20 protein-coding genes are annotated in these 23,607 nt (G+C 64.0%); 11 read left to right on the top strand and 9 right to left on the bottom strand.

Translation table 11 applies throughout. The annotated features are described in order from the left end of the window. Positions 1 to 79: 79 nt before the first annotated feature. A complete protein-coding gene (locus BLT92_RS05625) occupies positions 80 to 811 on the bottom strand; it encodes a TetR/AcrR family transcriptional regulator (RefSeq protein WP_092103915.1) in 732 nt (243 codons plus the stop codon). 87 nt (positions 812 to 898) lie between these two features. Here BLT92_RS05625 and BLT92_RS05620 point away from each other — a divergent pair, with 87 nt between their 5' ends. Both BLT92_RS05620 and BLT92_RS05615 read left to right on the top strand, forming a co-directional pair. Continuing rightward, positions 899 to 2,287, top strand: coding sequence for a flavin-containing monooxygenase (locus tag BLT92_RS05620; protein ID WP_231939042.1), 1,389 nt, complete (start codon positions 899 to 901; stop codon positions 2,285 to 2,287). Then, a complete protein-coding gene (locus tag BLT92_RS05615; RefSeq protein WP_092103911.1) occupies positions 2,284 to 3,108 on the top strand; it encodes an SDR family oxidoreductase in 825 nt (274 codons plus the stop codon). Before BLT92_RS05620 ends, BLT92_RS05615 begins: the two co-directional genes overlap by 4 nt. A gap of 27 nt (positions 3,109 to 3,135) precedes the next feature. On the opposite strand, the gene BLT92_RS05610 is transcribed toward BLT92_RS05615, so the two are convergent. After that, complete coding sequence (locus BLT92_RS05610; RefSeq protein ID WP_157691345.1) at positions 3,136 to 4,371, bottom strand: threonine/serine exporter family protein; 1,236 nt, start codon at positions 4,369 to 4,371, stop codon at positions 3,136 to 3,138. A 76-nt stretch (positions 4,372 to 4,447) separates the two neighbouring features. After that, complete coding sequence (locus tag BLT92_RS05605; protein WP_231939041.1) at positions 4,448 to 6,073, bottom strand: GMC family oxidoreductase; 1,626 nt, start codon at positions 6,071 to 6,073, stop codon at positions 4,448 to 4,450. Between the two features lie 210 nt (positions 6,074 to 6,283). On the opposite strand from BLT92_RS05605, the gene BLT92_RS05600 reads away from it, so the two are divergent. After that, entirely contained in the window at positions 6,284 to 6,583 is a 300-nt protein-coding gene (locus BLT92_RS05600) for a muconolactone Delta-isomerase family protein (RefSeq protein ID WP_092103907.1), read from the top strand. 30 nt (positions 6,584 to 6,613) lie between these two features. Here the strand turns inward: BLT92_RS05600 and BLT92_RS05595 are convergent, their stop codons facing one another. Both BLT92_RS05595 and BLT92_RS05590 read right to left on the bottom strand, forming a co-directional pair. After that, on the bottom strand, positions 6,614 to 8,254 hold the full coding sequence (locus BLT92_RS05595) for an amidohydrolase (RefSeq protein WP_092103905.1): 1,641 nt from the start codon (positions 8,252 to 8,254) through the stop codon (positions 6,614 to 6,616). 3 nt (positions 8,255 to 8,257) lie between these two features. Next, entirely contained in the window at positions 8,258 to 10,219 is a 1,962-nt protein-coding gene (locus BLT92_RS05590) for a primary-amine oxidase (RefSeq protein ID WP_092103903.1), read from the bottom strand. 94 nt (positions 10,220 to 10,313) lie between these two features. On the opposite strand from BLT92_RS05590, the gene BLT92_RS05585 reads away from it, so the two are divergent. The 4 genes from BLT92_RS05585 to BLT92_RS05570 all read left to right on the top strand — a co-directional run bounded on the left by BLT92_RS05585 (position 10,314) and on the right by BLT92_RS05570 (position 15,128). Then, positions 10,314 to 10,943, top strand: coding sequence for a TetR/AcrR family transcriptional regulator (locus BLT92_RS05585; RefSeq protein ID WP_092103902.1), 630 nt, complete (start codon positions 10,314 to 10,316; stop codon positions 10,941 to 10,943). A 97-nt stretch (positions 10,944 to 11,040) separates the two neighbouring features. Beyond that, positions 11,041 to 12,009, top strand: a complete 969-nt coding sequence (locus BLT92_RS05580) for an AraC-like ligand-binding domain-containing protein (protein ID WP_092103900.1) — start codon at positions 11,041 to 11,043, stop codon at positions 12,007 to 12,009. 96 nt (positions 12,010 to 12,105) lie between these two features. Then, positions 12,106 to 13,668 (top strand): APC family permease, encoded by a 1,563-nt coding sequence (locus tag BLT92_RS05575; protein ID WP_269457383.1) that lies wholly within the window; start codon positions 12,106 to 12,108, stop codon positions 13,666 to 13,668. A gap of 44 nt (positions 13,669 to 13,712) precedes the next feature. After that, positions 13,713 to 15,128, top strand: a complete 1,416-nt coding sequence (locus tag BLT92_RS05570; RefSeq protein ID WP_092103898.1) for an aldehyde dehydrogenase family protein — start codon at positions 13,713 to 13,715, stop codon at positions 15,126 to 15,128. A gap of 114 nt (positions 15,129 to 15,242) precedes the next feature. On the opposite strand, the gene BLT92_RS05565 is transcribed toward BLT92_RS05570, so the two are convergent. After that, a complete protein-coding gene (locus BLT92_RS05565; RefSeq protein WP_092103896.1) occupies positions 15,243 to 16,139 on the bottom strand; it encodes a LysR family transcriptional regulator in 897 nt (298 codons plus the stop codon). A 176-nt stretch (positions 16,140 to 16,315) separates the two neighbouring features. On the opposite strand from BLT92_RS05565, the gene BLT92_RS05560 reads away from it, so the two are divergent. The 4 genes from BLT92_RS05560 to BLT92_RS05545 are packed head-to-tail and all read left to right on the top strand — an operon-like array spanning position 16,316 to position 21,945. Then, positions 16,316 to 17,728, top strand: coding sequence for an MFS transporter (locus BLT92_RS05560; RefSeq protein WP_092103894.1), 1,413 nt, complete (start codon positions 16,316 to 16,318; stop codon positions 17,726 to 17,728). A 55-nt stretch (positions 17,729 to 17,783) separates the two neighbouring features. Then, positions 17,784 to 19,496: an acyl-CoA dehydrogenase family protein gene (locus BLT92_RS05555; protein WP_092103892.1), complete on the top strand. Its 1,713-nt coding sequence runs from the start codon at positions 17,784 to 17,786 to the stop codon at positions 19,494 to 19,496. Positions 19,497 to 19,520: 24 nt separating this feature from the next. Next, positions 19,521 to 20,747: a CaiB/BaiF CoA transferase family protein gene (locus BLT92_RS05550; protein WP_197679672.1), complete on the top strand. Its 1,227-nt coding sequence runs from the start codon at positions 19,521 to 19,523 to the stop codon at positions 20,745 to 20,747. Between the two features lies 1 nt (position 20,748). Further along, positions 20,749 to 21,945 (top strand): acyl-CoA dehydrogenase family protein, encoded by a 1,197-nt coding sequence (locus tag BLT92_RS05545; protein ID WP_092103890.1) that lies wholly within the window; start codon positions 20,749 to 20,751, stop codon positions 21,943 to 21,945. Positions 21,946 to 22,109: 164 nt separating this feature from the next. Here the strand turns inward: BLT92_RS05545 and BLT92_RS20800 are convergent, their stop codons facing one another. The 3 genes from BLT92_RS20800 to BLT92_RS05535 form a co-directional block, all read right to left on the bottom strand. Further along, a complete protein-coding gene (locus BLT92_RS20800; RefSeq protein ID WP_269457390.1) occupies positions 22,110 to 22,340 on the bottom strand; it encodes an amidohydrolase family protein in 231 nt (76 codons plus the stop codon). 124 nt (positions 22,341 to 22,464) lie between these two features. Then, positions 22,465 to 22,641, bottom strand: a complete 177-nt coding sequence (locus BLT92_RS20795; protein ID WP_157691344.1) for a hypothetical protein — start codon at positions 22,639 to 22,641, stop codon at positions 22,465 to 22,467. A 51-nt stretch (positions 22,642 to 22,692) separates the two neighbouring features. Beyond that, the gene (locus BLT92_RS05535; protein ID WP_092103888.1) at positions 22,693 to 23,571 is read right to left on the bottom strand and encodes an oxidoreductase; all 879 of its coding nucleotides are present in this window, start codon (positions 23,569 to 23,571) and stop codon (positions 22,693 to 22,695) included. Positions 23,572 to 23,607 lie beyond the last annotated feature (36 nt).

Below are 23,607 nucleotides of genomic sequence, written 5' to 3'. Positions count from 1 at the left end.
CTTCGCTCAGGTTCCCTGACGAACCCGTGACTCACTCAGATTCGCTGACGAACGCATGAAGCGATGACAGCTCATGGTGTCATGCACCGCTGTTCGGGGACACCCCATGGGCACGCATGGCCACCTCGGCGATGCGGGTCAGGAAGACCGTGGTCGATGTGCGCTCTGGGGCGGGGGTGTGCACGCGTTGGACCAGGGCCTCGGTGATCCCGCCGACGATGATGAGACTGGTCAGGCCGCCATCGTCTGGCCGCAGCGAGGATTCGGACCCGTGCAGGTCGAATACGGACTGCACTCGCTCGAATGCGGCATCGACGGCGGCGGCGAGCATGCGCATCGTCTCTCGGCGTCGCGCCTCGAGGGACTCGTTGACGCCGACGGCTTCGACCTCGAGGACACGGGCCTTGCGCTCGTCGCTGAGCATCGGCATGAGGGCGGTGGCGACGATGTGGATGGTCGCGTCGAGGAGGCTCGACGAGGTCGGGATCGTCAGCGTCGCCAGAGCTTCGCCGATCTCCGCGTTGAGGACGATGTAGAGCTGTTCGAGCAGTGCCTCCTGAGCCGACAGCGCCTCCTGCGATGAACTTGCACCCCTGGCCGGGAAGAGTTCGTAGAAGGATCGACTCGAAACCCCGGATTCCTGGCACAGTGCCTGGATCGACGTTCCGCGGAAGCCGAGCGTTCCGTACAGCTCGAGGGCGGCCTCGAGAAGCCGCTCACGACGGGCTCCATCACGGTCGGCACGAGAGGTTCCACGCCACAGCCCCGCCGAGGTGGTGGTGGAGAAATCCTCGGTGACTCGATCATTCATTGTTCCAGTGTAGTGAAAATTCTGATTTTAGATGGCATGATGTGTGACATGCCTTACAATGTCAGACAGAAGCATCAAGCTCCGAAAGTGACCACCGAGATCCCCGCCGACCCTGCACTGCCGCAGGTCTGCGTGATCGGAGCCGGCGCCTCGGGAATCGCGGCGGCCAAGGCCCTCTACACCGCGGGCGTCCCATTCGACTGCTTCGAGAAAGGCAGCGAATTCGGCGGTAACTGGCTCTTCGACAACCCGAACGGCGTCAGCGCCTGCTACGAGACCCTGCAGATCAACACCTCCTGCCCGCGCATGGCCTTCTCCGACTTCCCGATGCCGGCGGACTACCCGCACTACGCCAGCCACGATCAGGTCTATGCCTACTTCCGCGACTACGTCGATCACTTCGGCTTCGACCACACGATCACCTTCAACACCGAAGTGACCCAGGTCCGCCGAGGTGAGAGAGGCGGTTGGGACGTCGACATCCGCTCCACGGCCGCCTCCGAACATACTCCTGCTGGCAGCAGTGAGTCAGCAGTGACGGAGACTCGCCATTACGATGCGGTGATGGTCGCCAACGGCCACCATTGGGACGCGCGCTGGCCCGACCCCGGCTACCCGGGACACTTCGACGGCGAGCAGATCCACGCCCACGACTACCGCAGCGGGGACCAGCTCGAGGGTCGCGACGTCGTGGTCGTCGGCGCCGGCAACTCCGCAATGGATATTGCGGTCGAGGGCTCTCACCGGGCGCGCAGGGTCAACCTCTCCATTCGCCGCGGCCAATGGGTGATGAAGAAGACCCTCTTCGGAATGGCCGCCGACCAGATCGCCCTGCCAGGCTGGGCGCCGTGGTGGGCGACGGGTATCCGACTCCGTCTCGCCGCGCTGCTCTCCGGGGGTCTGCGCAGATACGGTCTACCCACACCAGGGCACAAGCCAGGCCAATCGCATCCGGTGCAGTCGGACGCGATCAGGGACCGCCTCGGCGCCGGTGCGATCACGACCCGACCGGGGATCGAACGACTCGATGGAGATCGAGTGGTGTTCACCGATGGGAGCCAGGCTCCGGCCGATCTCATCGTCTGGGCGACGGGCTATCGGGTGAATTTTCCGTTCTTCGATTCGGATCTGATCTCTGCCGAGGGCAACGACCTGCCGCTGTTCAAGCGCATGATCCATCCTGACCAGCCGGGTCTGTTCTTCATCGGCCTGCTCCAGCCGGTCGGTGCCGTGATGCCGCTGGCCGAGGCGCAGAGCAGGATGGCCGTCAAGGTGCTCACCGGGGAGTACGAGCTGCCGAATCGGGCGGAGATGACCCGGCGGATGCATGAGGACGATCGTCGGAACAAGCGGCAGTTCTATGATTCGCCCCGGCACACGATGCAGGTCGACTTCGACCACTATCTGCTGGAGCTGGAGCGCGAGATGCGAACGGGGCGGCAGCGCGACCCTCGCAGGGGAAAGGTGGCGGCATGAGTGACAAGCGGACTTTGACCGGACAGGTCGTGGCCATCACCGGCGGGGCCCATGGCATCGGCCGGGAGATCGCGGCCGAGTTCACGGCTGCCGGGGCGCAGGTAGCCATCGGCGACATCGACCTCGACGCCGCCCAGAAGACTGCCGCAGAACTGGGCGCAAAGGCCTACCGGCTCGACGTCACGGACCGCGATTGCCTGAACGCGTTCCTCACCGAGGTGGCCCATGAGCTCGGCTCCATCGACATCTTCGTCAGCAATGCGGGCCTGATGTGGGTCGGTCCCTTCGCGCAGGAACCGCACTCCGCGGCCCGGGCGCAGATCGATGTCAACCTGCTCGGCGTGATCAATGGGATCAAGGCCGCGGCCCCGGCCATGGTCGCCCGCGGTGGCGGCCACCTCATCACCGTGGCCTCGGCGGGGTCCATCCTGCCCACACCGGGGGAGGCGACCTATGCTGCCACGAAGCACGGTGTGCTCGGCTACCTCAAGGCCGTCCGCGCGGAGATGCGCGGCACTGGCGTTGTGGTCACGGCGATCATGCCCGGAGTCGTCGACACGGCGCTGGCGGCAGGAACGTCGAGCGGTGCGGCGAAACTGCTCACGTCCGCCGAGGTGGCCCGCAGTGTGGTCAAGGCCGCTGCCCGGCCCCGGTTCGAGGTCACAGTCCCCGGCTTCATCGGCCCGGCAGTCAAGGTGGCCAACCTGCTGCCGCTGGCGGTCCGCGACCGACTCTTCGGGGCGATGGTGCCCAACCAGCTGCAGGCTCGCGCCGCCGCGCGTCAAGAGTACCAGGCTTCGTTCACCGACCCGGTGCAGTGATCCTCTTGGCTCACAGACCTCGGTGATTCAGGCGACGATCTCGTCCTTGGGTTCGACGGTGTGGGCGACCGCGGCACCGATGACGGTGCCGATGGCGATCGAGAAGAAGGTTGCGCCGGCCGCGAGTAGGCTGCCCGCAACACCGCCGCCGTCTCCGAATTCGAGCTGGGAGGCGTTGAGCAGGCCGAACGAGCCGGGTGCGACGATGAGGAATGCGGGGACGTAGCTGATTCGCCAGATCGGTCCGCGCGGCAGGCGAGAGAGGATGACGGCCACCAGTGAGGCGGTCAGCGCCCCGGCAAGCCCACCCACGGCGGCACCGAATTCGGCTCCGATGCCCAGCTGCGCCAGCGCAGCCGCCGCGATCGTGAGAACGATCGGCACCGTATGTTCGAGCGGGGTGTAGAGGTAGATCATCAGCCCGATGGTGGCGGAGAGGACGCCGAGGGCGGAGAGCTGCCAGGTCGAATCGGCCAGCTGAGTGTTCTGCAGCGCCTGGGGTCCGGTGCCGGTGATCGCGGCCGCACCGGCGACTCCGGCGATGAACATCGCCAGCTGCACCGTGGCGGAGACGAGCCGTGAGCTGCCGGCCGAAAGTGCCCCGGCAGAGATCTCCGTCAGCCCGGTGACCACGGCGCTGCCCGGAAGCAGCAGTGCGAGAGTGGCGACGATCGTGCGCAGAGGACTCTCGAGCCAATCGAGTCGGTAGCCGATGAGCATGATGGCGGAGACGATGAACGCGGAACTCACCGGCAGCAGCGGACTGAGATTGGGCCAGCGGCCGATGACTGCGAGGATACCGGCGACGATGAGTGAGCCGAAGGCTGCGAAGGCCAGATTGACCAGACCGGGTTCGAGCAGCAGGCACAGTCCGATGCCGATGGGCACGGCGCCGAGGCGGGAGAGCCAACCGGGCCAACGCCGCGGTGCAGCGTAGACCTCGGATTCGATCATCGACTTGGCGGTTTCGACCGTGAGTCGCCGGGCCCGCAAGGCGTCGACGATGTCGAGCAGCTTCGCGGTCTGATCGAAGCGCAGGTCCGGGCCGATGCGTTCGAACTTCGTCGAGTCCCCGGACCCGGAGGTGAGGAACAGGCCGCGGGGAAGAGCGGCGACGCGGAGTTTTCTGATGCCCATGGTGCGGGCGAGACCGGTCAGGGCGTCCTCGACGTCGACGGAGGAGATCCCACCCGCAAGCAGCCCGGCCCCGATGGTGACCAGCAAGTCCTGGGCGGCAGCAGGTGAATCGGTGTCCTCGGTCACTGACACACCCCTCTCGTTCGCAGTCCGGCCGACGAGATCGAAGACTACCAGCAGGCGCCTCAGTGGCGAGCTGGCGTTACTGCCCCGGAGCGGTGATCCCCTCGACCGTGGAGCCGACGAGGACAGCTGCCGCGCGTTCGGCGATCATGATCGTCGGGGCATTCGTATTGCCCGTGGGTATCTGCGGCATGATCGAGGCGTCGGCGATGCGCAGTCCCTCTAGCCCGTGGACCTTGAACGACTGCGGGTCGACGACGGCAGTATCGTCCTGTCCCATCCGGCAGGTGCCGACCTGGTGGTGATAGGTCACCACAGATCCCCGGACATAGTCCTCGAGATCCTCATCTGCCACCTCGGCGCCGGGGAAGATCTCCGTGGGCTGCCACGAGGCCAGAGCATCGGCACGACCGATCGCCCGGCACTGCTTCACCGAGGCCACGAGAGCGTCGACATCGGCCTGTACGGACAAGACTTTCGGGTTGACCAGCGTCGGATCCTGCGGATTCGGGCCGCTCAGCGTGACCTCGCCACGGGACTCGGGGCGGACGAGTCCGCCCTGGAGGGTGAAGGCGTTGTCCGGCCCCGATTGCACGTTGGGGGCAGAATCTTGAGCGTACATCGGTACGGAGAAGAACAGGGGCTGCGTGTCGGGCACCGGAAGGTTAGGCTTCGACTTCCAGAACAGATGCACCTCGGCCGGCGCCACCTCACCCATCGGTACCGGCTCGGATCCGGTGGTGAAGATGACGGGGGAGAGCCAGTGATCCTGGAGGTTCTTGCCCACCCCCGGCAGGTCGTGGATGGGATCGACTTCGACCTCGCGCAGCTCCTCGGCGGGTCCGATGCCCGAACGCAGGAGCAGTTCCGGTGAGGCCAGCGCACCCGTGGTGAGGATGACTTCGTCGGCGGTGACCTTTCCCACCCGACCGCGGAAGTCCACCTCAAGACCGGTGACGGTCTTGTCCTCGGTGAGGAGCCGACGAGCATGTGTCGAGGTCAGAATCGTGAGATTTCCGTCGCCGAGGTGGGGCTTGAGGTAGGCACGCCAGGTGTTCAATCGTTTGCCGTCGCGGACATTGAGTTGGATCCGGGAGATGCCTTCGACGCTGCCGGAGTTGTAATCCGGGTTGTAGTCCAGGCCAGTCTGCTCACCTGCTGCGACCATGTCCTCCTGGATGGGGTTGCGTTCGTAACCGATGCGCACGTCCATCGGGCCGTCGGTGCCGCGTTCGTCAGTGATCTCACCGTCGTAGGTCTCGATGGCTTTGAAGACGGGCAGTACCTCGTCCCAGGACCAGCCGGGGCAGCCTGATTCGACCCACTGCTCGTAGTCCCAGGCGTCGCCGTGGACCCAGATCACGGCGTTGAGGGCGTTGGAACCGCCGAGGACCTTGCCTCGCGGCAGGTGGATCTTGCGATTCATCGCGTCCGGCTGCGGGGTCGAATAGTAGTCCCAATCCTGAGCCGAATGCCAGAGCAGACCGAGGGTGTTGAGGTGATCGATGTTCGGGTTCGTCTCGTCCCCGCCGGCCTCGATGAGGCAGACCTTTTTGCCAGCGTCGATGAGTCTGCGCGCGATCACGCAGCCGGAGGATCCCGCGCCGACGATCACATAGTCGAAGTGCTCGGTGGGGAAGTTTTCGCTGTGCTCGGTGATCGAGCCCGGCTGACTGACTGTGCGGTTATCGTCGGTGGCGTTCATGACGTCAGACTAGTGACCTGGTTCACTGCCCGATAGGGGTGGGTGGGAACTCTGCGCGCACAAGCAAGACGAGTCACCTCTCGTGCGCGCAGGGTCAATGCGCACATGAGTGATTCTTCTGGTTTTGGGGAGCGGACAGCCACACTGCCTCGGCGGTCAAAGCCCTATAGTGGCCATCAAATCACCAGATCAACCAACACAGGAGGCGCAATGCTGTTCGTTGCACGCATGGACGTCGTATTTCCCGAATCGATGACCGACGAGACCAAAGCCGATTTCCAGGTCAAGGAGAAGGCCTATTCGGCTGACCTCCAGGAGCGCGGAATCATGAAGGGCATCTGGCGTATCGTGGGCGAATACTCCAACATCTCGATGTACGAGGTCGACGACCTCGACTTCCTGCACGCAACCTTCCAGGGTTTCCCGATGTTTGCCTACATGAACGTCAAGGTCACGCCCCTGGCGAAGCACCCCAACGCCACGACGGATGACTTCTTCCGCCAGCTCTGAACGTCAACCGCCTTTCGCGCCGACTGACGATCACGCTTCATAGACCAGATTTCCTTCGAAGTATGTCTTCACAACCGTGGTCTCATGCAAGTGTGCTGGTTCGGCGGCGAACAGGTCCCGGTCGAGGACGATGAAATCGGCCGATAGTCCGGGTCGCAGCATTCCCGTCTTCTCACCCAGGCCCATGGCCTGGGCAGGGTTGCGCGTGAATGCAGCGACCGCCTGCTCGACTGTGAGTGCTTCGCCGGCGTTGAGCTGACCAGGAACTTCAGGGGCCGGATTCGCCCTCGTGATCAGCGTGGCCAGCCCGGTCCATGGGTCCGGGGTGGGCGCGGCGCAGGGCCAATCGGAACCGCAGGAGACCAGCGCCCCGGATTCGATGAGTCGACGCAACGGCCAGGACCGTTCGAACGTCTCGACAGGAACCTGTTTGGCCATCGACTCCTGCATCACAGAAGGAAACCACAGATAAGGAGACGCGTCGGGGACCACCTGAAGCTGCGCGAAACGAGGGAGATCATCATCGTGGACGTACTCGACATGGGCGATGTGGAATCTGGTGTCCCACCCTCGCTCCTTGCGAACCATCTCCACGGCGTCGAGGATCATCCGCACGGCTCCATCGCCGGTGGCATGCAGCTTCGCATTGAGGCCGTGATCGGCCAGCGCGAGCAGTGATGCGATGAGTTCGTCCCGATCCCACAGCGGCTCGCCGGTGAAGTTCGGATCATCGTCGGGATGATGGCACTGATACGGATTGACCAATGCCGCGGTTCGCGTCATCGGCACACCGTCGAGCACATATTTTGCGAAGGTCGGATGCAGATGGTCCGAGTGGTTCTCATCTCCGACCCGGTACAGCTCTTCACCGGTGATGCCCTCCTCGAGGAATGGCTGGGCCGGCATCGACGCCACAACGTGCGCTGTCAGATCGCTTGCCTCGTCGAGGTCCCGCAGCGTCCGCAGGGCGTAGTCCATCGTCGCGGATTCCTGGACGGCAGTCACCCCGTAGGAATTGAGCGTCTGCACGGCTGTGCCGATGGCCTTTGTATGGAAGTCCGCCACGTTGTCGATCGCATCCAAGACGGCAGCCTCCGCCGGGCTGCAGGCCAGCTCGGTGAGAACGCCGTTGAGCCTGCCCTCGCCGTCCCGGACGAACGTTCCGCCCTCCAGGTCGGGGGATTCCTCACTGATGCCGAGGATTTCGAACGCGGCAGAGTTCACCCACCGGTTGTGCATCGTGTCATCGCGCAGGAGCACGGGATGACCATCGGCCGCCTCGTCGAGGGTGTGCAGGTCGTGATGGGTGAGATCGTCCATCACGGTCGAGCCGACGATTCCGCCGACCACCCACTGGCCAGCCTTCAGCTCAGACTGCCACTCGCGGACCTTCGCCGCGATCTCAGCGACGCCGTCGCTGGGCAGCACCTGCAGTTCGAACGCAAGCTGGCGCCCTCCGAGCCCGAGGTGGGCATGGACGTCGACCAGGCCGGGCATGGCGAACCGACCTTCGAGGTCGACCACCTCGGCGACGGCGGTGACGGACGAACGCACCTCGTCAAGCGCTCCGACCGTACGAATCTTCCCAGCGACGACGGAGAAGGCCTCGACGAATGGCTGCTCAGGATCGCTCGTGCAGATGCGCCCATTGGTGACGATAAAATCCTTCACGCCTCACCCCTCGCAGCAGTCGCCGGCGGACTCGCCGCAGTGCCCGCCGGATGCCGGGGCGGGGACGTCGAGGACAGGGGAGCGGTCGAAGAATCCTTCTGGCCGCAGTTTGAACCCGACCGTGTCCACGGGCATGATCGGCCAGTCCTCGACCCGTGGGAAGTGCGTGAGGCCGAAGCTGTGCCACAGCACGATGTCCTCACCGTCGACGTTTCGATCGGCGGCGGTCCACGCCGGCAGTCCCGCATGCCCGGGGTGTTGGTTGGGGAAATCACCGGTCGGATAGCGCTCGTCCTCGTGATACTGCGAGACCCACAGCGCCTTCGACGCGAATGTCGCCCGGCGGTGGATCGACGAATCCTCGGCCGCCAGCAGAGTCGGCAGTCCCGTCGGGTGGAGTTTGTAGCCGACAGGTTCGCCGAGGCGGTTGACCGATTCCGGGTTCGACACCACCCAGGTCCGAGCTTTCGACTGATCCGCGTCGCGCTGGGCAGCCAGTTCCGTGCCGAGGACGGTGCGCTTGCGGCTGAAGGCATTGCCACGCGGATTCGTCTCCGAGGTCGGCAGACGCACCACGTCCTCCTCCTCGACCCGGCATTTGCCGCCGTCGAGGGCGAAGTCGAGTCGTGCCCCGAAGAGGTGCTGGTGGAACGGGGCACCTAAGCCGGGTGCGATTTCGGAAGCGAAGTCCGTTGATCCATTCGGCAGTGCCGAGGTGAAGACGACGCCGGTGGCCTTGGCCTCGAACTCGATCGTGCCGTCAAGGTAGAGATACCAGTAGAAGCCGTAGTCGTAGTTGCCCACGGTGGTGAAGAAGGAGACGACGAACCGGCGATTGCGCCTGGTGTAGGCCACGTCCGACCACAGGTCATAGTGCTTGGCCAGGATCGACGCGTCCTCCTCGTGCATACAGACGCCGTTTTTGATCTGCCGAGGTTCGCCGAGGTTGTTCGCCACCCACGGGGAGAGATACGTGATGTCGCCGAGGCAGTCACACCCCAGTTCCAATGAGTTCGCCCACTGCCCGACGAGGTATTCGCCCGTGTCGAAGTAGTTCTGCCAGGACCGCACAGGTGAGGGGTCGCCGTAGGGGACGACCATCTCTGCGATTGCGGCTCGGTCGAGGATCGTGCGAGTGCGCTCGCCGTCGGTGAAGGCGATGTTGTGCAGGATGAGACCCTCGCGCATGTCGAAGCCGACATCGAAGGACCACTTCTCCCACTCGATGTGATTGCCCTCGGTCAGGGTGAAGCTCGGGCCTTCGGGCTGGGTGATCTCGATCGGCTTCTGTGTGGTGCGCACCGGACCTGTCAGCTCCGGGTCCGTGTAGTTTCCGTGCTCGGTGGGCACCGGGACGTCCTCGAGGTCGAGGATCTGGTCAACGGTCTTGTTCGTCACGTCGACATAGGCGACGAGTCCGTCGATGGGGCGCGCCCACGCGGAATCACTCTCGTGCTGTTGGTGGAAGGCCAGTCCGCGCAGGATGCGCCTGCCCGACTCCTCCGGGTATTCGAAGACCCCGGCCGACAGCGGTGCGACCCGAACCTCGGCAACGGGCAGACCCCGCCGAGTCAGGATCTCCTGCCATTTCGGATCGGCGGCGAGGACTTCCTCGACGAGCTCGAACTCCTCTTCCATGACGGGGAACTCGCCCTCGGTGGTGGAGTCCACCTCGGCGAGGGAATCAACTCTCGAATGGGTCGCGGACACGATGATGTCGTGAGCCGTACCTGCGGTCTTGTTCAGGATGAGGGCACGGAAACGGCGATCGGCCTCGGCGGCGGACTGAGTCTGGCCGCGGACGGGATCGAGCAGGCCGACGTAGCTCAGACGAGCCTCGGCGGGGAAGTGCCCGGCCTCGCGAAGGACCGAAGTCACGGTCGCGATCTCTGCCTCCGTGGGCAGCGAGAACGGCGTGAGTGCGGTCGGTGTGGAAGGATCGGCAGGAGCGGAATGGCAAGACATGGGTGCACCTTTGCAACGTCATCGGTGTGTGTGTTTGTTCACTTAATAACCTACGCTTGTAGAAAATAAAGTCAAGAGCGGGACCGGAGGATGTATGCCCAAGATCGTCGATCACGATCAGCGTCGGCGCGAGCTCGTCGAGGCGACCCTGCGCATCATTCTTCGCCAGGGGCTGGCCGGAGCGACGATGCGCGATATCGCCACCGAAGCCGGATTCGCCAACGGCGCGATCAAGTCCTACTTCGCCTCCAAGTCGGATCTGCTGGCCGCCACCTACCTGTTCGTCTACGAGGCCACCAACCGCCGCGTCGAACTCTCCACCGTGCACGTACGCGGCATCGCCGCACTGCGGGCCTTCGCCGACGAGGTCCTCCCTGTCACCCCCGAGCTCCACGATGAGGCTCGCGTCGTGCTGTCGTTCCTCGCCGAGGTGGCCCAGAGCCCCGAACATGCCCGGACCACCCGGGAGACCATGGCGCTGTGGCGGACCTGGATCCTCGGCTGGCTTCGCCAGGCCGACGTCGATGGAGAATTGGCCGCCGAGGTGGTGCTTGAGCCTGCCGCCGATGTTCTCCTGACATATCTGCTTGGTGCCCAGACCACCGCAATCATCGGTGGCGACTCGTTCGACTTCGCAGGCTTCCGCACGCAGCTCGACTATGTGATCGGCCGAATGTCGGCCGAGCGATCGGGCGAAAATGACCAATTGGTCGGTAAATCCTGATGGACTCGTGACTCCCTGCGCAGTTGGGGATAGAGTGAGCGCCAAGCGGTTGGGCGATGCTGACGTCGACGACCGGTTGTTTCTGAGAAGGACGAAGATGTTACTGGAGAGCACAGCCTCAGACTTCGACGGGTGGCAGGCCCTCGTCTCGGACTCGTTCGTGCCGCTGGACACCGAACCCCAGCGCCGCGGCGGTTTCCGGGGAGCGATCAGTGCCCGCGATTACGACTCCGTCGTCATGTCCCATATCAGCGCCAACCCTCATGCCGTGTTGCGCACGTCCGAACTCATCTCCGCCGATTCGCTCAGCAGTGCGGCCGGGGCCAGGGCGGATGCCTCAACGAACTACTACAAGGTCTCGCTCCAGCTCAAGGGACACGGGATGCTCATCCAGGACGGCCGCGAAGTGTCCCTGGCACCCGGATCCTTGGCGATCTATGACACCTCGCGTCCCTATACGCTGAGTTTCGACTGTGATTTCTCGTCCTATGTGATGATGTTCCCGCAGTCACGGGTCAACCTGCCCACCGACACCGTCGGCCAGCTCACGGCCACCTCGATCGGTGCCGATCATCAGCTGGGTGCCGTTGCCACCCAGATCATCACCCAGGCCGGAGCCATGCTGCCCACGCTGAGCAAGTCCATCGGAATCAGGTTGGCAGGCAATGTCGTCGACCTGCTCACCACCGTCATGGCCGATGAACTTGCCGAGACCGATGAAGCGCTGGGGGAAGGGCGGCGACTCTGGTCGGAGATCACCGCCTACATCGACGCGAACCTCGCCGACCCGCAGCTCACGCCCACAACGATCGCTGCCGCACATTTCATGTCGGTACGCGCGCTGCACCAGGTCTTCGAAGGCAGTGGAGAATCGGTGTCCGGTGAGATCCGTCGCCGCCGAATCGCGGCCTGCCGCCACGACCTCGCTGATCCGCTTCAGGCTCACGTGCCGGTCGCCGCGATCGGAGCCCGGTGGGGTTTGAGCGACCCAGCGCATTTCTCGAGGCTCTTCCGCAGCGTCGTGGGATCGCCTCCTGCCGCATTCCGTCGGGGTTCGCTGAGCTGACTGCGCCGATCGTCAAGAGTCCTGCTCGCAGAGCCAAGACACCTCAGTCCTCAGTGAGAGAGCCTGGAGCTACATTCAAACTCTGAGGTGGATCACATGGACGTGAAACGCGAACCCGACAGCCCACAATCGCGAACCGCGGGCGCAGCACAGCAGGCGGGCGCCACGCAGCGGGCGGGCGCACCATTGGAATCAGCAGCCGCACCATTGCAGGCAGCCGGTGCGGGGTTGAACTCCCGCCGCATCGGCACCCTCGCACTCGTCTTCATGATCATCGCCGCCTCGGCGCCGCTGACCGTGGTCGCCGGCGGTGTCCCCAGCAACTTCGCGGTCACCGGTCTGCTCGGCATCCCACTGTCATTCATCGTCCTCGGCGTCGTCCTCATCCTCTTCGCCATCGGTTATGCGGCGATGAGCCGGCACGTGCACAATGCGGGCGCCTTCTTCGCCTATATCTCCAAAGGACTGGGCAAGCCGGTTGGCATGGGTGCGGCACTGACCGCGCTGGTCGCCTACAACTCGATGCAGATCGGCATCGCCGGAATGTTCGGCTTCGTCTTCTCCTCCTTCCTCGATTCGCTGTTCGGCCTGCAGATGGCCTGGTGGATCTGTGCGCTCATCGCGTGGGTGATCGTCGGACTCATGGGCATCAGCCGCGTCGACTTCTCCGCGAAGGTCCTCGGCATCATCGTCGGCACCGAATTCCTCGTCGTCATCGTCTTCGACATCATTGGTCTCAGTCACAGCCCGGAAGGCATCACCGCCGACGGAATGCTGCCCGATCAGCTCTTCGCACCCGGAGTCGGCGCCGCACTGGCGTTCTCGATCGCCGCATTCATGGGCTTCGAGTCGGGCGCGATCTACAACGAGGAGGTCAAGGATCCCAAGCGCACGGCAGGGCGAGCGACGATCATCGCGGTGAGCATCATCGCCGTCTTCTACGCCTTCTCCGCCTGGGCGATGACCGTGGCCGAGGGCCCCTCGAGCGTTGTCGGACGGTCCCAGGAGTTCGGTCCCGATCTCATGTTCGTCTTCCTCGGCGAACACGCTCCGGTGTGGTTCGTCGACCTGTCCAACCTGCTCTTCCTCACCTCACTTCTGGCCGCCCTCGTGGCCTTCCACAACATCGTCGCCCGCTACTTCTTCGCGCTCGGCCGCGACCGGGTGCTGCCGACGTTCCTCGCCAGAACCTCCCGCCGCTCGGGTGCACCCGTTGCCGGATCCCTGGCCCAGTCAGGACTTGCGCTCATCGTCATCCTCGTCTTCGCGATCGTCGGCGCCGGCAGCGAGGATCCGCTCTTTCCCGTCGTCACCCTGTTCACCTGGCTGACGAACATGGGCGCCTTCGGGCTCGTCCTCCTCATGGCGCTGACGGCGCTGGCCGTGATCGGATTCCTGCGCGCTCACTCAAACGAGTACACGCTGTGGACGCGCGTCATCGCACCGGGACTTTCAGCCATCGGCCTCGTCGTCCTCTTCGTCTCCATCGTCATCAACTTCAACGTCCTCATCGGCCTCGAAGGCACCTCGGTGCTCTCCTGGCTGCTGCCGGCCATCGTGCTCGTACCCGGCGTCCTCGGCACCATCTGGGCCTTTGTCCTGAGGTCGAGTCGCCCACAGCTCTATGCAGGCATCGGCACAGGTGGAAGCCTGGGCTGAAGCCATCCCCGCAACACTCATTCCACCCCGAGAAAAGGAGAATCATGAGCACCGACCTCACCACGTTCGCAGGACTGCTGTCGACCATCGAAGACCCGAACGGACGCGAACTGCTCGACCCCGCCACCGGCGAGGTCGTCGGCCGCACCCGTGAGGGCAGCACAGCCGACATCGACACGGCCGTCGCTGCCGCCCGCAAGGTCCAGTCCGACTGGGCGTCGCGGTCATCGGAGGAGCGCAGCGAGCTGCTGAACAAAGCCGCCGACGCTGTCGAAGCCTCCGCCGAGGCGCTGGCCGAGCTGCTCTCCCGCGAGCAGGGCAAGCCGCTCAACGGGCCCAACGCCCGCTTCGAGGTCGGGGCCTGCGCCGTCTGGTTGCGGGCCAATGCTGCCTTCGAGCTGGAGCCCGAGGTCCTCGTCGACGATGAGGAGACCCACGCCGAGCTTCACTACGCACCTGTCGGCGTCGTCGGTGCCGTCGGTCCCTGGAACTGGCCGATGATGATCTCCGTGTGGCAGTTCGCGCCTTCGCTGAAGATGGGCAACACCGTCGTCCTCAAGCCCTCCGAGTACACGCCTTTGTCCGTGCAGGCGCTCGTCGCAGTCATCAATGAGGTTCTGCCCGCCGATGTGCTCACCGTCGTTCCCGGCAGCGGCGAGGTCGGTGCGGCACTGACCTCCCATGAAGACATCGACAAGATTATGTTCACGGGGTCGACGAAGACCGGTCAGGCCATCATGCGCTCGGCCGCCGATACTTTGGCCCGTCTGACCTTGGAGTTGGGCGGCAACGACGCAGGCATCGTGCTCGAGAACGCTGATCCTGCCGCCATTGCCGGCGACCTGTTCTGGGGTGCGTTCATTAACACGGGTCAGACCTGTGCGGCGATGAAGCGCCTCTACGTGCCCGAATCCCTCTACGACCAGGTCTGCGAAGCCCTCGTCGAGGTGGCCAAGCAGTCACCGATGGGCGTGGGCCTGGAGGAGGAGAACGTGCTCGGACCGCTGCAGAACAAACAGCAGTACGACATCGTCGCCAAGCTCGTCCAAGCCGCCAAGGACTCCGGCGCCCGAGTCCTCACCGGCGGAGACCCTGCCGCAGACCAGCCGGGATACTTCTACCCGACCACACTCGTCGCCGACATCGACAACGACAATCCCCTGGTCGCTGAGGAGCAGTTCGGACCCGTTCTGCCGATCATCAAGTACACCGACTTGGAGCAGGCCATCGGCTGGGCCAATGAGCTCGAGGTGGGCCTCGGCTCTTCGGTCTGGGGCAGCGACCTCGAGGAATGCAAGAAGGTCGCAGCTCGTCTCCAGGCCGGGTCGACGTGGATCAACAAGCACGGCGCAGTGGATCCGCGCATCCCCTTCGGCGGCGTGAAGAAGTCCGGCTTCGGGCTCGAGTTCGGTCTCGAGGGCCTCAAGCACGTCAGCGTTCCCCACGTGATCAGCTGGTAACACCTGCTCCGCCGGCGCGGCTCCCGCGAGTCCGCAGCTGGCCCGTTTCCCTAATACTCCTCGACGTCACTGTTTTCGCGTGGCGCCGGGGAGTTTTAGTGACGTCGGGGCAAATCAGCCCTCACTCGCCTCAGGCAGGATCTCCTGCACGATCTCGACCACCCTGGCCAGGGCCTTCGAGGGATTGTTGCGGCGCCAACCGAGCGCCAATGTGAACGCATCCCCACCCTCGGCGAGGCGAACATAGGTGACGCCGTCGATGCGGATGTGATTCGAGGACTCGACGACAATCGCGATTCCGACCTGGGCGCCCACAAGCGCGAGCAGACTGTAGGGGTCCGGTGCCTCCTGCGCGATGCGCGGAAGATAGCCGGCCTGATCGGCCAAGCGCATCATCGCCTCCCGCACCTGCGAACCGTGCGAAGGCGCATAGGTGATGAACGGCTGCTCCCGCAGGTCGGCCATGGACACGCTGTCTGCGTCGGCGAGCTCGTGGCCGGCGGGGACCGCGACCATGACCCGCTCCTGCCGGATGACGTGGACGGCGATGCCTGCAGGTGCTGGCGGGGAGATGATCCCCATATCCATCGTGCCGTCGCGAACGGCCAGCGCCGATTCCCCGGAGTAGGTCTGCGGGTGCATCTCCAGACTGATGCCGGGCTGGCGGTGCGCGACCTCTCGGGCGAGCAGGGACAGGATCGAATAGCCGCTCGTGCCGCCGAACCCGATCCGCACTCGGCCGACCACGCCCTCCTTCGCAGCCCGAGCGATTCGACGCGCACCCTCGACTTGAGCCTGGATTGCGCGAGCTGGTTCGAGCAGCGCCTCACCTGAGGAGGTCAGTCGCACCCGGCGGGTGGTCCGTTCGAACAGCTGCACGTCGAGGTCTTTCTCAAGCGAGCGGATCATCTGACTCAGCGCTGGCTGGGCGATGTGCAGGGTCTCCGCCGCTCGTCCGAAGTGCAGCTCCTGTGCCACGGCGAGGAAGGCCGAGAAATGCCGCAACTCCATCCCATAAGCCTTCCTCTGGGGGGCGGTGAAGCTTCCATCGCCCGATGCTGAAACTCGATTAATAAATAATTCCAAATAATAACCTAGAGATTACGTCTTGGACTCTGAGTAATACAAGTGCAACAGTGATGACTGGCACAGATAGAGCCACCAACTCCAGCAACGAGAGAGAAGACATGAGCAACCTTGGATCAGCGCCGATCCCCGACACGGACGCAACACCCGCACCTTCAGTCGATCCCAAACAGGGTCGCCGCGCCGGCACCGCTGCCTTCGTCGGCACCACCATCGAATGGTTCGACTTCTACATCTATGGCACCGCCTCGGCGCTGGTGCTGGGCAAGCTCTTCTTCCCGGAAGTCAGCCCAGCGATGGGCACACTCGCCGCCTTCGCCACGTTCGCCGTCGGCTTCATCGCCCGGCCGCTCGGTGGCGTCATCTTCGGTCACTTCGGCGACAAATTCGGTCGGAAGAACACCGTCATCACGACACTCCTGCTGATGGGAATGGCCACGGTCGGTGTCGGCCTCCTGCCCACCTACGAGCAGATCGGCTTCATGGCTCCGATTCTCCTGGTCCTCCTTCGTATCATCCAGGGGGTTGCCATGGGAGGCGAATGGGGAGGTGCGGTCCTCATCGCGACCGAGTTTGCTCCGCCGGGTAAGAAGATCATCTACGGTGCCTTTGCGCAGCAGGGATCGCCAGTCGGCAATCTGTTGGCTACCGTCTCCTTCCTTGGTCTGACATATATGAGTGCCGAGAACTTCGGTGCTTGGGGCTGGCGAATTCCCTTCCTGGCCTCGGCGATCCTCATCCTCGTTGGTCTCTACATTCGGCTTAAGATCACCGAATCTCCTGAGATGATTGCTGCGACCGAGAAGGCGCCCCAGAAACGCACCCCGATCGTCGAGCTGCTGCACGACCACTGGAAAGTTGTTGCCTTGGCGATCGGTGCCGTTGTTGCAGGCGTGGCCATCACCTACGTCAAAACCACGTTTGCTTTGTCCTGGGCGACGACTGAGCTGGATTTCGGTCGCACCGAGTTCCTTCAAGTCATCACCGTTGCCCTCATTGCTCAGGTGATCATCCAGCCCTTCGGAGCCATTCTCGCGTCGAAAGTCGATGCTAAGAAGGCGATCCTCATCATGCTGTTGCCCGAGCTGGTTCTGCTGCCGGCGATGTTCCTCCTCATCCAGACCGGGAATTTCTGGTTGGCGATGTTTGGCATGGTGCTGGCGACCGCGCCACACGCGATGTACTACGCAGCTCTGGCCGGCGTGCTCGCGCAGCTGTTCCCCACCACCATCCGCTACACCGGGATCTCTGTGGCCTATCAAGTTTCGACGGCTCTGTTTGCTGGCACTGCGCCCTTCCTCAGCCAGGCTCTTCTCAGCGCAACCGGATCGATCTGGGTCGTGGTCTGCCTCGGCCTGGGGTACGTCCTCATCTCCATCGTGTGTATGTCTCTCCTGTTGCGCGGAAAGTCGTGGATCAACCGCGAAGGAGAAACCGGGCATCTTGCAAAGACAGGAACCACCCCGGCGACTCCCACGGATTCCGTCACCACAGCATCCACAGCGAATCATTGATCGACACTGATTTGACCGCTCAGAGCAGCAACCACTGATGATCAGAGAAGGAACCATGAACTACGTCGACCTCGATCCCGCCCTGCAGCCCCTCATTGAGTCCTACCTCGGCACGAGCGATCAGGAGCTGATCGCCCCGGTGCTCACCGCACTTGGCGCCGACGCCGCACAGCGCCTCGCCCCACTGGCCGACATCGCCGACAAGAACCCGCCGACACTCGAGCAGTTCAATCGCGAAGGCGATCGCGTCGACTCCATCGACTACCACCACAGCTACCAGGAACTGCAGAAGGCGGCCTACGAGGAATACGGCCTCTCGGCACTTTCTCACCGCGGCCTCCACGGTTGGGACGACGTGCCGCCTCACCTGGTGAAGTACATCCTCTCCTACGTCTTCGTCCAAGCCGAGTTCGGTCTGGCCTGCCCGGTTTCGATGACCGACGCCGCCGCGAGGACCCTGCGGAAGTTCGGCGAAGGGGAGGAAATCGCCGAGGCGATCGAACGGTTGATCTCGACCGATCCGAACCGTCGGTTCACCGGAGCGATGTTCATGACCGAGATCCATGCGGGCACCGACATCGCCCAGACCGAGACGGTGGCCGAACGCGACGGCGAGAACTGGGCCCTGTCCGGGCGCAAATGGTTCGCCTCGAACCCGGACGCCGACATCATCCTCACCCTCGCCAGATTCCCCGGTGGTGACGACACCACACGTGGCGTCGGACTGTTCATGCTGCCTAAGCACCGCCCGGACGGGTCGAAGAACTCCTATGTCATCGACCGGCTCAAGGACAAGCTCGGTACCCGGTCGATGCCCAGCGGCGAGGTCACCCTCGACGGTGCCTATGCCGTCCAGGTCGGAGCGCTCGAGCGCGGATTCCGGCAGATGGCGGAGATGGTCAACACCTCCCGCCTGTCCAACGCGATGCGCGCCACCGCCCTCATGCGCCGATCGGTCAACGAGGCGCTCGCCCACGCCCGCAAACGCGTCGTCTTCGGCAAAGCCCTCATCGAAGCACCCCTGATGCGCATGACCCTGCTGCCGCTGCAGGCCGAAGCCGAGGCCGCCCTCGGACTCGTCTTCTATGCCGGTGACATACTCCAGAAAGCCGATGCAGGCGATGCTTCCGCTTCCGCGCAGATCCGCGTGCTCACCCCGCTGGCCAAGCACTACATCTGCAAACGCGCTCGCTTCGTCACTGGCGAGGCGATGGAGGTCCGCGGCGGTCGCGGCTACATCGAGGAATTCCCCGACGCCCGCCTCGTCCGCGACTCCCACCTCGGCTCGATCTGGGAGGGCTCGAGCAACGTCATCGCCCTCGACGTACTGCGCTGCATGCGCAAACAGAACACGCACCAGCTCCTGGCCGAGACGATGACGCAGAAGCTGAACACCATCACCCTCGCCGAGGCGGGCCCTGAGATCCGTGAGCTTCTGACCAGGTGGACGGCGATCGTCGACCGTGGCGACGTCATCCTGGGTGCCGAGTCTTATGCTGCCGAGGCTCTCGTCGGCGGTTATGCCGACGATCTGGCTCAACTGATTATGGCCACCCTTCTGCTCGAACAGGCCGGTGCCGAAGTCACCCGTGACGACAACTTCCGCAAGCTGCTCGTGGCCAGGACCTTCATCGGCAGCAACGTCACTGCCGATGAGAATGCCGTGGTCGACACACTCACCCATTTCGAGGACATCGTCGATGGGCGGATGGTGGCCCGCGACGCTGTCTTCGCCGAGGTCGTCCCCACACCCGCACCCGTGGCCTGAAGCCACAGAACACCGGAGCAAGTCGTGAGAACCACAGAAACCGAATCCGCACCCGATACGAGCACCGCAACAGGTGGGACCTTCGAAGGGCCGCTCGCCGGCGTGCGCGTCATCGACCTGTCGAAGATCCTTGCCGGACCCTATGCCACGATGTCGCTGGCCGACCTCGGCGCCGAGGTCATCAAGGTCGAACACCCCGATGGGGGAGACCCGACCCGTGCCTGGGGCCCACCCATGGTCGGCCCCGATGCCACGTACTTCCATGCCGCGAACCACAGCAAGAAGTCCGTGACGATCGACCTCAAGTCCGATCGTGGACAGGCGCAGGTCCACAAACTGTTGGCAGACGCCGACGTCCTCGTCGAGAACTTCCGGCCCGGTAGCTCACTGCAGACGATCTTCGACTATAAGGAACTGGCAGCGAAGTTCCCGCACCTCGTCATCCTCCACATCTCTGCCTACGGCGATCACGGGCCGATGCGCGATGAACCGGGTTATGACATGGTCGCCCAGGCTCGCGGTGGTCTCATGTCCCTGACCGGTGAGGCAGGGGGACCGCCGATGAAGGCCGGATTCGCCATGGGTGACCTGGGTGCAGGGCTGTTCGGAATTATCGGTATCGTCTCCGCACTCTTCGAGCGCAGCCGAACCGGGAAAGGTCAGTACTTGACGACCTCGCTCTACGAAGGTCAGCTCGCTCTGCACGTGAACTGGGCGACGAACTACTTCGCCGACGGGAAACGCCCGCACGCGCTTGGCTCCGGGCACCCCAACCTCGTGCCCTACCAGGCCTACCCGGCCGCCGATGACTACTTCGTCATCGCCATCGGCAACGACTCTCTGTGGCAGCAGCTGTGCACCGCCATCGGCCGACCAGGCCTCGGCGAGGACGAGCGATTCGCAACGAACCGGGGACGCGTGATCAACCGCGAGTACGTCAATGAGGAACTCTCGAGAACCCTGCGGACAAAAACCGTCGACCACTGGTGCGCACTGTTCTCCGCCGCCGGTATCCCCGCTGCACCGATCAAACACCTCGACGAGGTCTATGCCGATCCGCAGACCGAAGCCCTCGGGATGGTCCAGACGGTCGACCATCCCACCGCCGGACCAATGCGGCAGGTGGCATTCCCCGTCAACTTCAACGGACTCCGCCCACCCGTGCGCTCCGCGCCACCAGAGCTCGGAGCCGATACGGACGATATCCTCGGCGCCGCCGACCACCCGCACCCAGCCACCACAGGAGCCTGAAATGACTACGACCGCCACCACGCAGGACGCCGCCGACCTCGACAATTCCGACCTTCTCAACCTCGTCGGCCTCTTCAGTGAGACCGAGATCGAACTCCGCGATAAGGTTCGTGGATTCGTCGATGCACGGATCCGCCCGAACATCGCCGACTGGTACGAAAACGCGGTCTTCCCCCGCGAGATCGTGGCCGAGATGGGCGACCTCGGGCTACTGGGCATGCACCTGCACGGCTACGGCTGCCCGGGACGCTCCGCGGTCGAATACGGCCTCGCCGCACTGGAACTCGAAGCTGGCGACTCGGGACTACGGACCTTCGTCTCCGTGCAGGGGTCGCTGGCGATGTCCGCGATCCACAAATTCGGCTCCGAAGCGCAGAAGAACCGGTACCTGCCGGGGATGGCCAAGGGCGAGATCATCGGCTGCTTCGGCCTGACCGAGCCCACCGCCGGATCCGACCCGGGATCGATGGCGACCACGGCAACACGCAATGACGACGGTTCGTGGACCCTCAATGGAGCCAAGCGCTGGATCGGCTTGGCCTCCATCGCCGATATCGCCGTCATCTGGGCCGCGACCGACGAAGGCATCCGCGGGTTCCTCGTCCCCACCGACACCATGGGATTCACCGCGACCCCGATCGAACAGAAGCTGTCGATGCGCGCCTCCATCCAGTGCGATATCGACATCGTCGATGTCCAACTGCCCGCCGAGGCGGTCCTGCCCGATGTGCGTGGACTCAAGGGGCCGTTCTCCTGCCTCAACGAGGCACGCTACGGAATCATGTGGGGCGCGATGGGCGCCGCCAGAGACTCCTACGAGGTGGCTCTGAAGTATGCGCAGGAGAGGATGCAGTTCGACAAACCGCTCTCCGGCTATCAGATCACCCAGCAGAAGCTGGTGAACATGGTCCTCGAGATCCAGAAGGGTATCCTCGTGGCCGTGCAGACCGGTCGCCTCAAAGATGCAGGCACGCTCGACCCGATCCAGATCTCGGTCGGCAAACTCAACAACTGCCGCGAGGCCATCACTATCTGCAGGGAGGCCCGTGCCATGCTCGGCGGCAACGGCATCACGCTCGAGTACTCACCGCTGCGGCACGCGAACAACCTCGAATCGGTGCGCACCTACGAAGGCACGGATGAGGTCCACACTCTCATCCTGGGCCGTCACATCACCGGTGAGCAGGCGTTTCGGTGAGCAGCTGGGGCAGTCAGGCGAGGCGGCGGGAGAGGCGCACAATGCCTCTCCACACCCGGCGCATGGATTCGTCGTGGCGCTGCAAGGAGTCTTTCTGCCACTCCGCGTGCATCGCGAATTCGTCGATGAAAAGCTGCGCTGTCGAGGGTAAGCAGCGATCGACCTCAGAGACGGTGCATCGAAGTCCCCGCCACCCACACCTCGGCGGGGGTGCGCAGGACCGAGATATCGGCATTCGGGTCACCGTCGACGAGGACGAAGTCGGCTCGGGCACCCGCGGCGATCCGCCCGCGATCACTCAGCTCGAGCGCCTCGGCGGCCGAGGTCGTGGCCGCAAGGAGTGCCTCGGCAGTCGTCATCCCGGCGGCGATGAGGAAGTCGATCTCGTCGTGCAGCGAGGGGCCGTGGGGACCGGAACGAACGGAGTCTCGTTCGCATCGGTGCCGGCGATGACGGTGATCCCAGCGCCGACCGTCACCCGGACATTGCGCAGTACAGTTATTTCGCCACTGTAAAGATTCAGGCTTTGGTGGCGAACAGACTGCGGACCCGCGACCACCAGTAGTCGAAGAGTTCGCGTCGGCGTCGTGAGCGTTCTTCGCGCAGGTCCTCCTGCATGTGGATCTCATCCATGAACAGCTGCGCACTCGCCATGTCCCGGGTCGTGACCCATTGGCCGTTGCCGATCATGATCATCGCCTCCTCGCGTACCCACTTCCCATTATACCGCGCGAGGAACCACTGGCTCTACAGCGGAAACTCCACCCCGGTCAGCTCCTCCGACACCTTCCACAGGCGACGCGCAACCTCGGCGTCCTTGGCCTCATCAGAACGGTCGACGAGCGTCGGCTGTCCCGTGGTCTCCTTGAGGCGTCGGGGGCCGACATAGCTGTTGCCCGGGATATCCGCTGTGGCCGCGCACAGTGTCGGCAAAGCGCCCTGCTGCTCGTTCTGCGAGATCAGACCGATCACGGCCTCGGTGACGGAAGCGAGTACGCGGCTGCCCTCGCGCTTGTACAGGTTCGTCGCCGCCAGCCCCGGATGGGCCGCGGTCGCGATGACCGATGACGAGGCGTCGGAGAACCGTCTCTGGAGTTCGGAGGTGAAGAGCAAGTTGGCGAGCTTCGACTGACCGTAGGCGGCCATGGGTTTGTAGGGCTTGCGCTCCCAATTGAGATCATCGAAGTCGATCGTCCCCGAACGGTGCCCGATCGAGGAGACAGTGACGACGCGGTCGCGGATCTGGCCGAGCAGCAGATTGGTGAGGGCGAAATGTCCGAGGTGGTTCGTCCCAAACTGCAGTTCGAACCCGTCAGCGGTCCGCCCGAGGGGAGGGACCATGATCCCGGCATTGTTGATGAGGATGTCGATCGGGTCGGTGAAATTCTCGGCAAACGCTTTCACAGAGTCGAGGTCGGCAAGATCGAGACGTTGCACATCGACGATTCCACGCATCGACTCGGCCGCAGCCCGTCCCTTGCCCAGATCGCGCACGGCAAGCACCACTCGAGCGTCCATGCCTGCGAGCATGGATGCTGCCGCCCGGCCGATTCCGCTGTTGCCACCGGTGATGACGATGGTGCGGTCGGCCGCGGATGAAATGTTGTCATCGAGCCTGGTGCCCATGGAACCTATCGTAAGCCCAAGTGAGGGCCTCCACGG

Origin of the sequence: Brevibacterium picturae, from assembly GCF_900105045.1 — a bacterium.
In the GTDB taxonomy this organism is placed as follows: domain Bacteria; phylum Actinomycetota; class Actinomycetes; order Actinomycetales; family Brevibacteriaceae; genus Brevibacterium; species Brevibacterium picturae.
The sequence above is the reverse complement of the archived record's forward strand: the minus strand, read 5'-3'. Positions and strand labels throughout refer to the sequence as shown.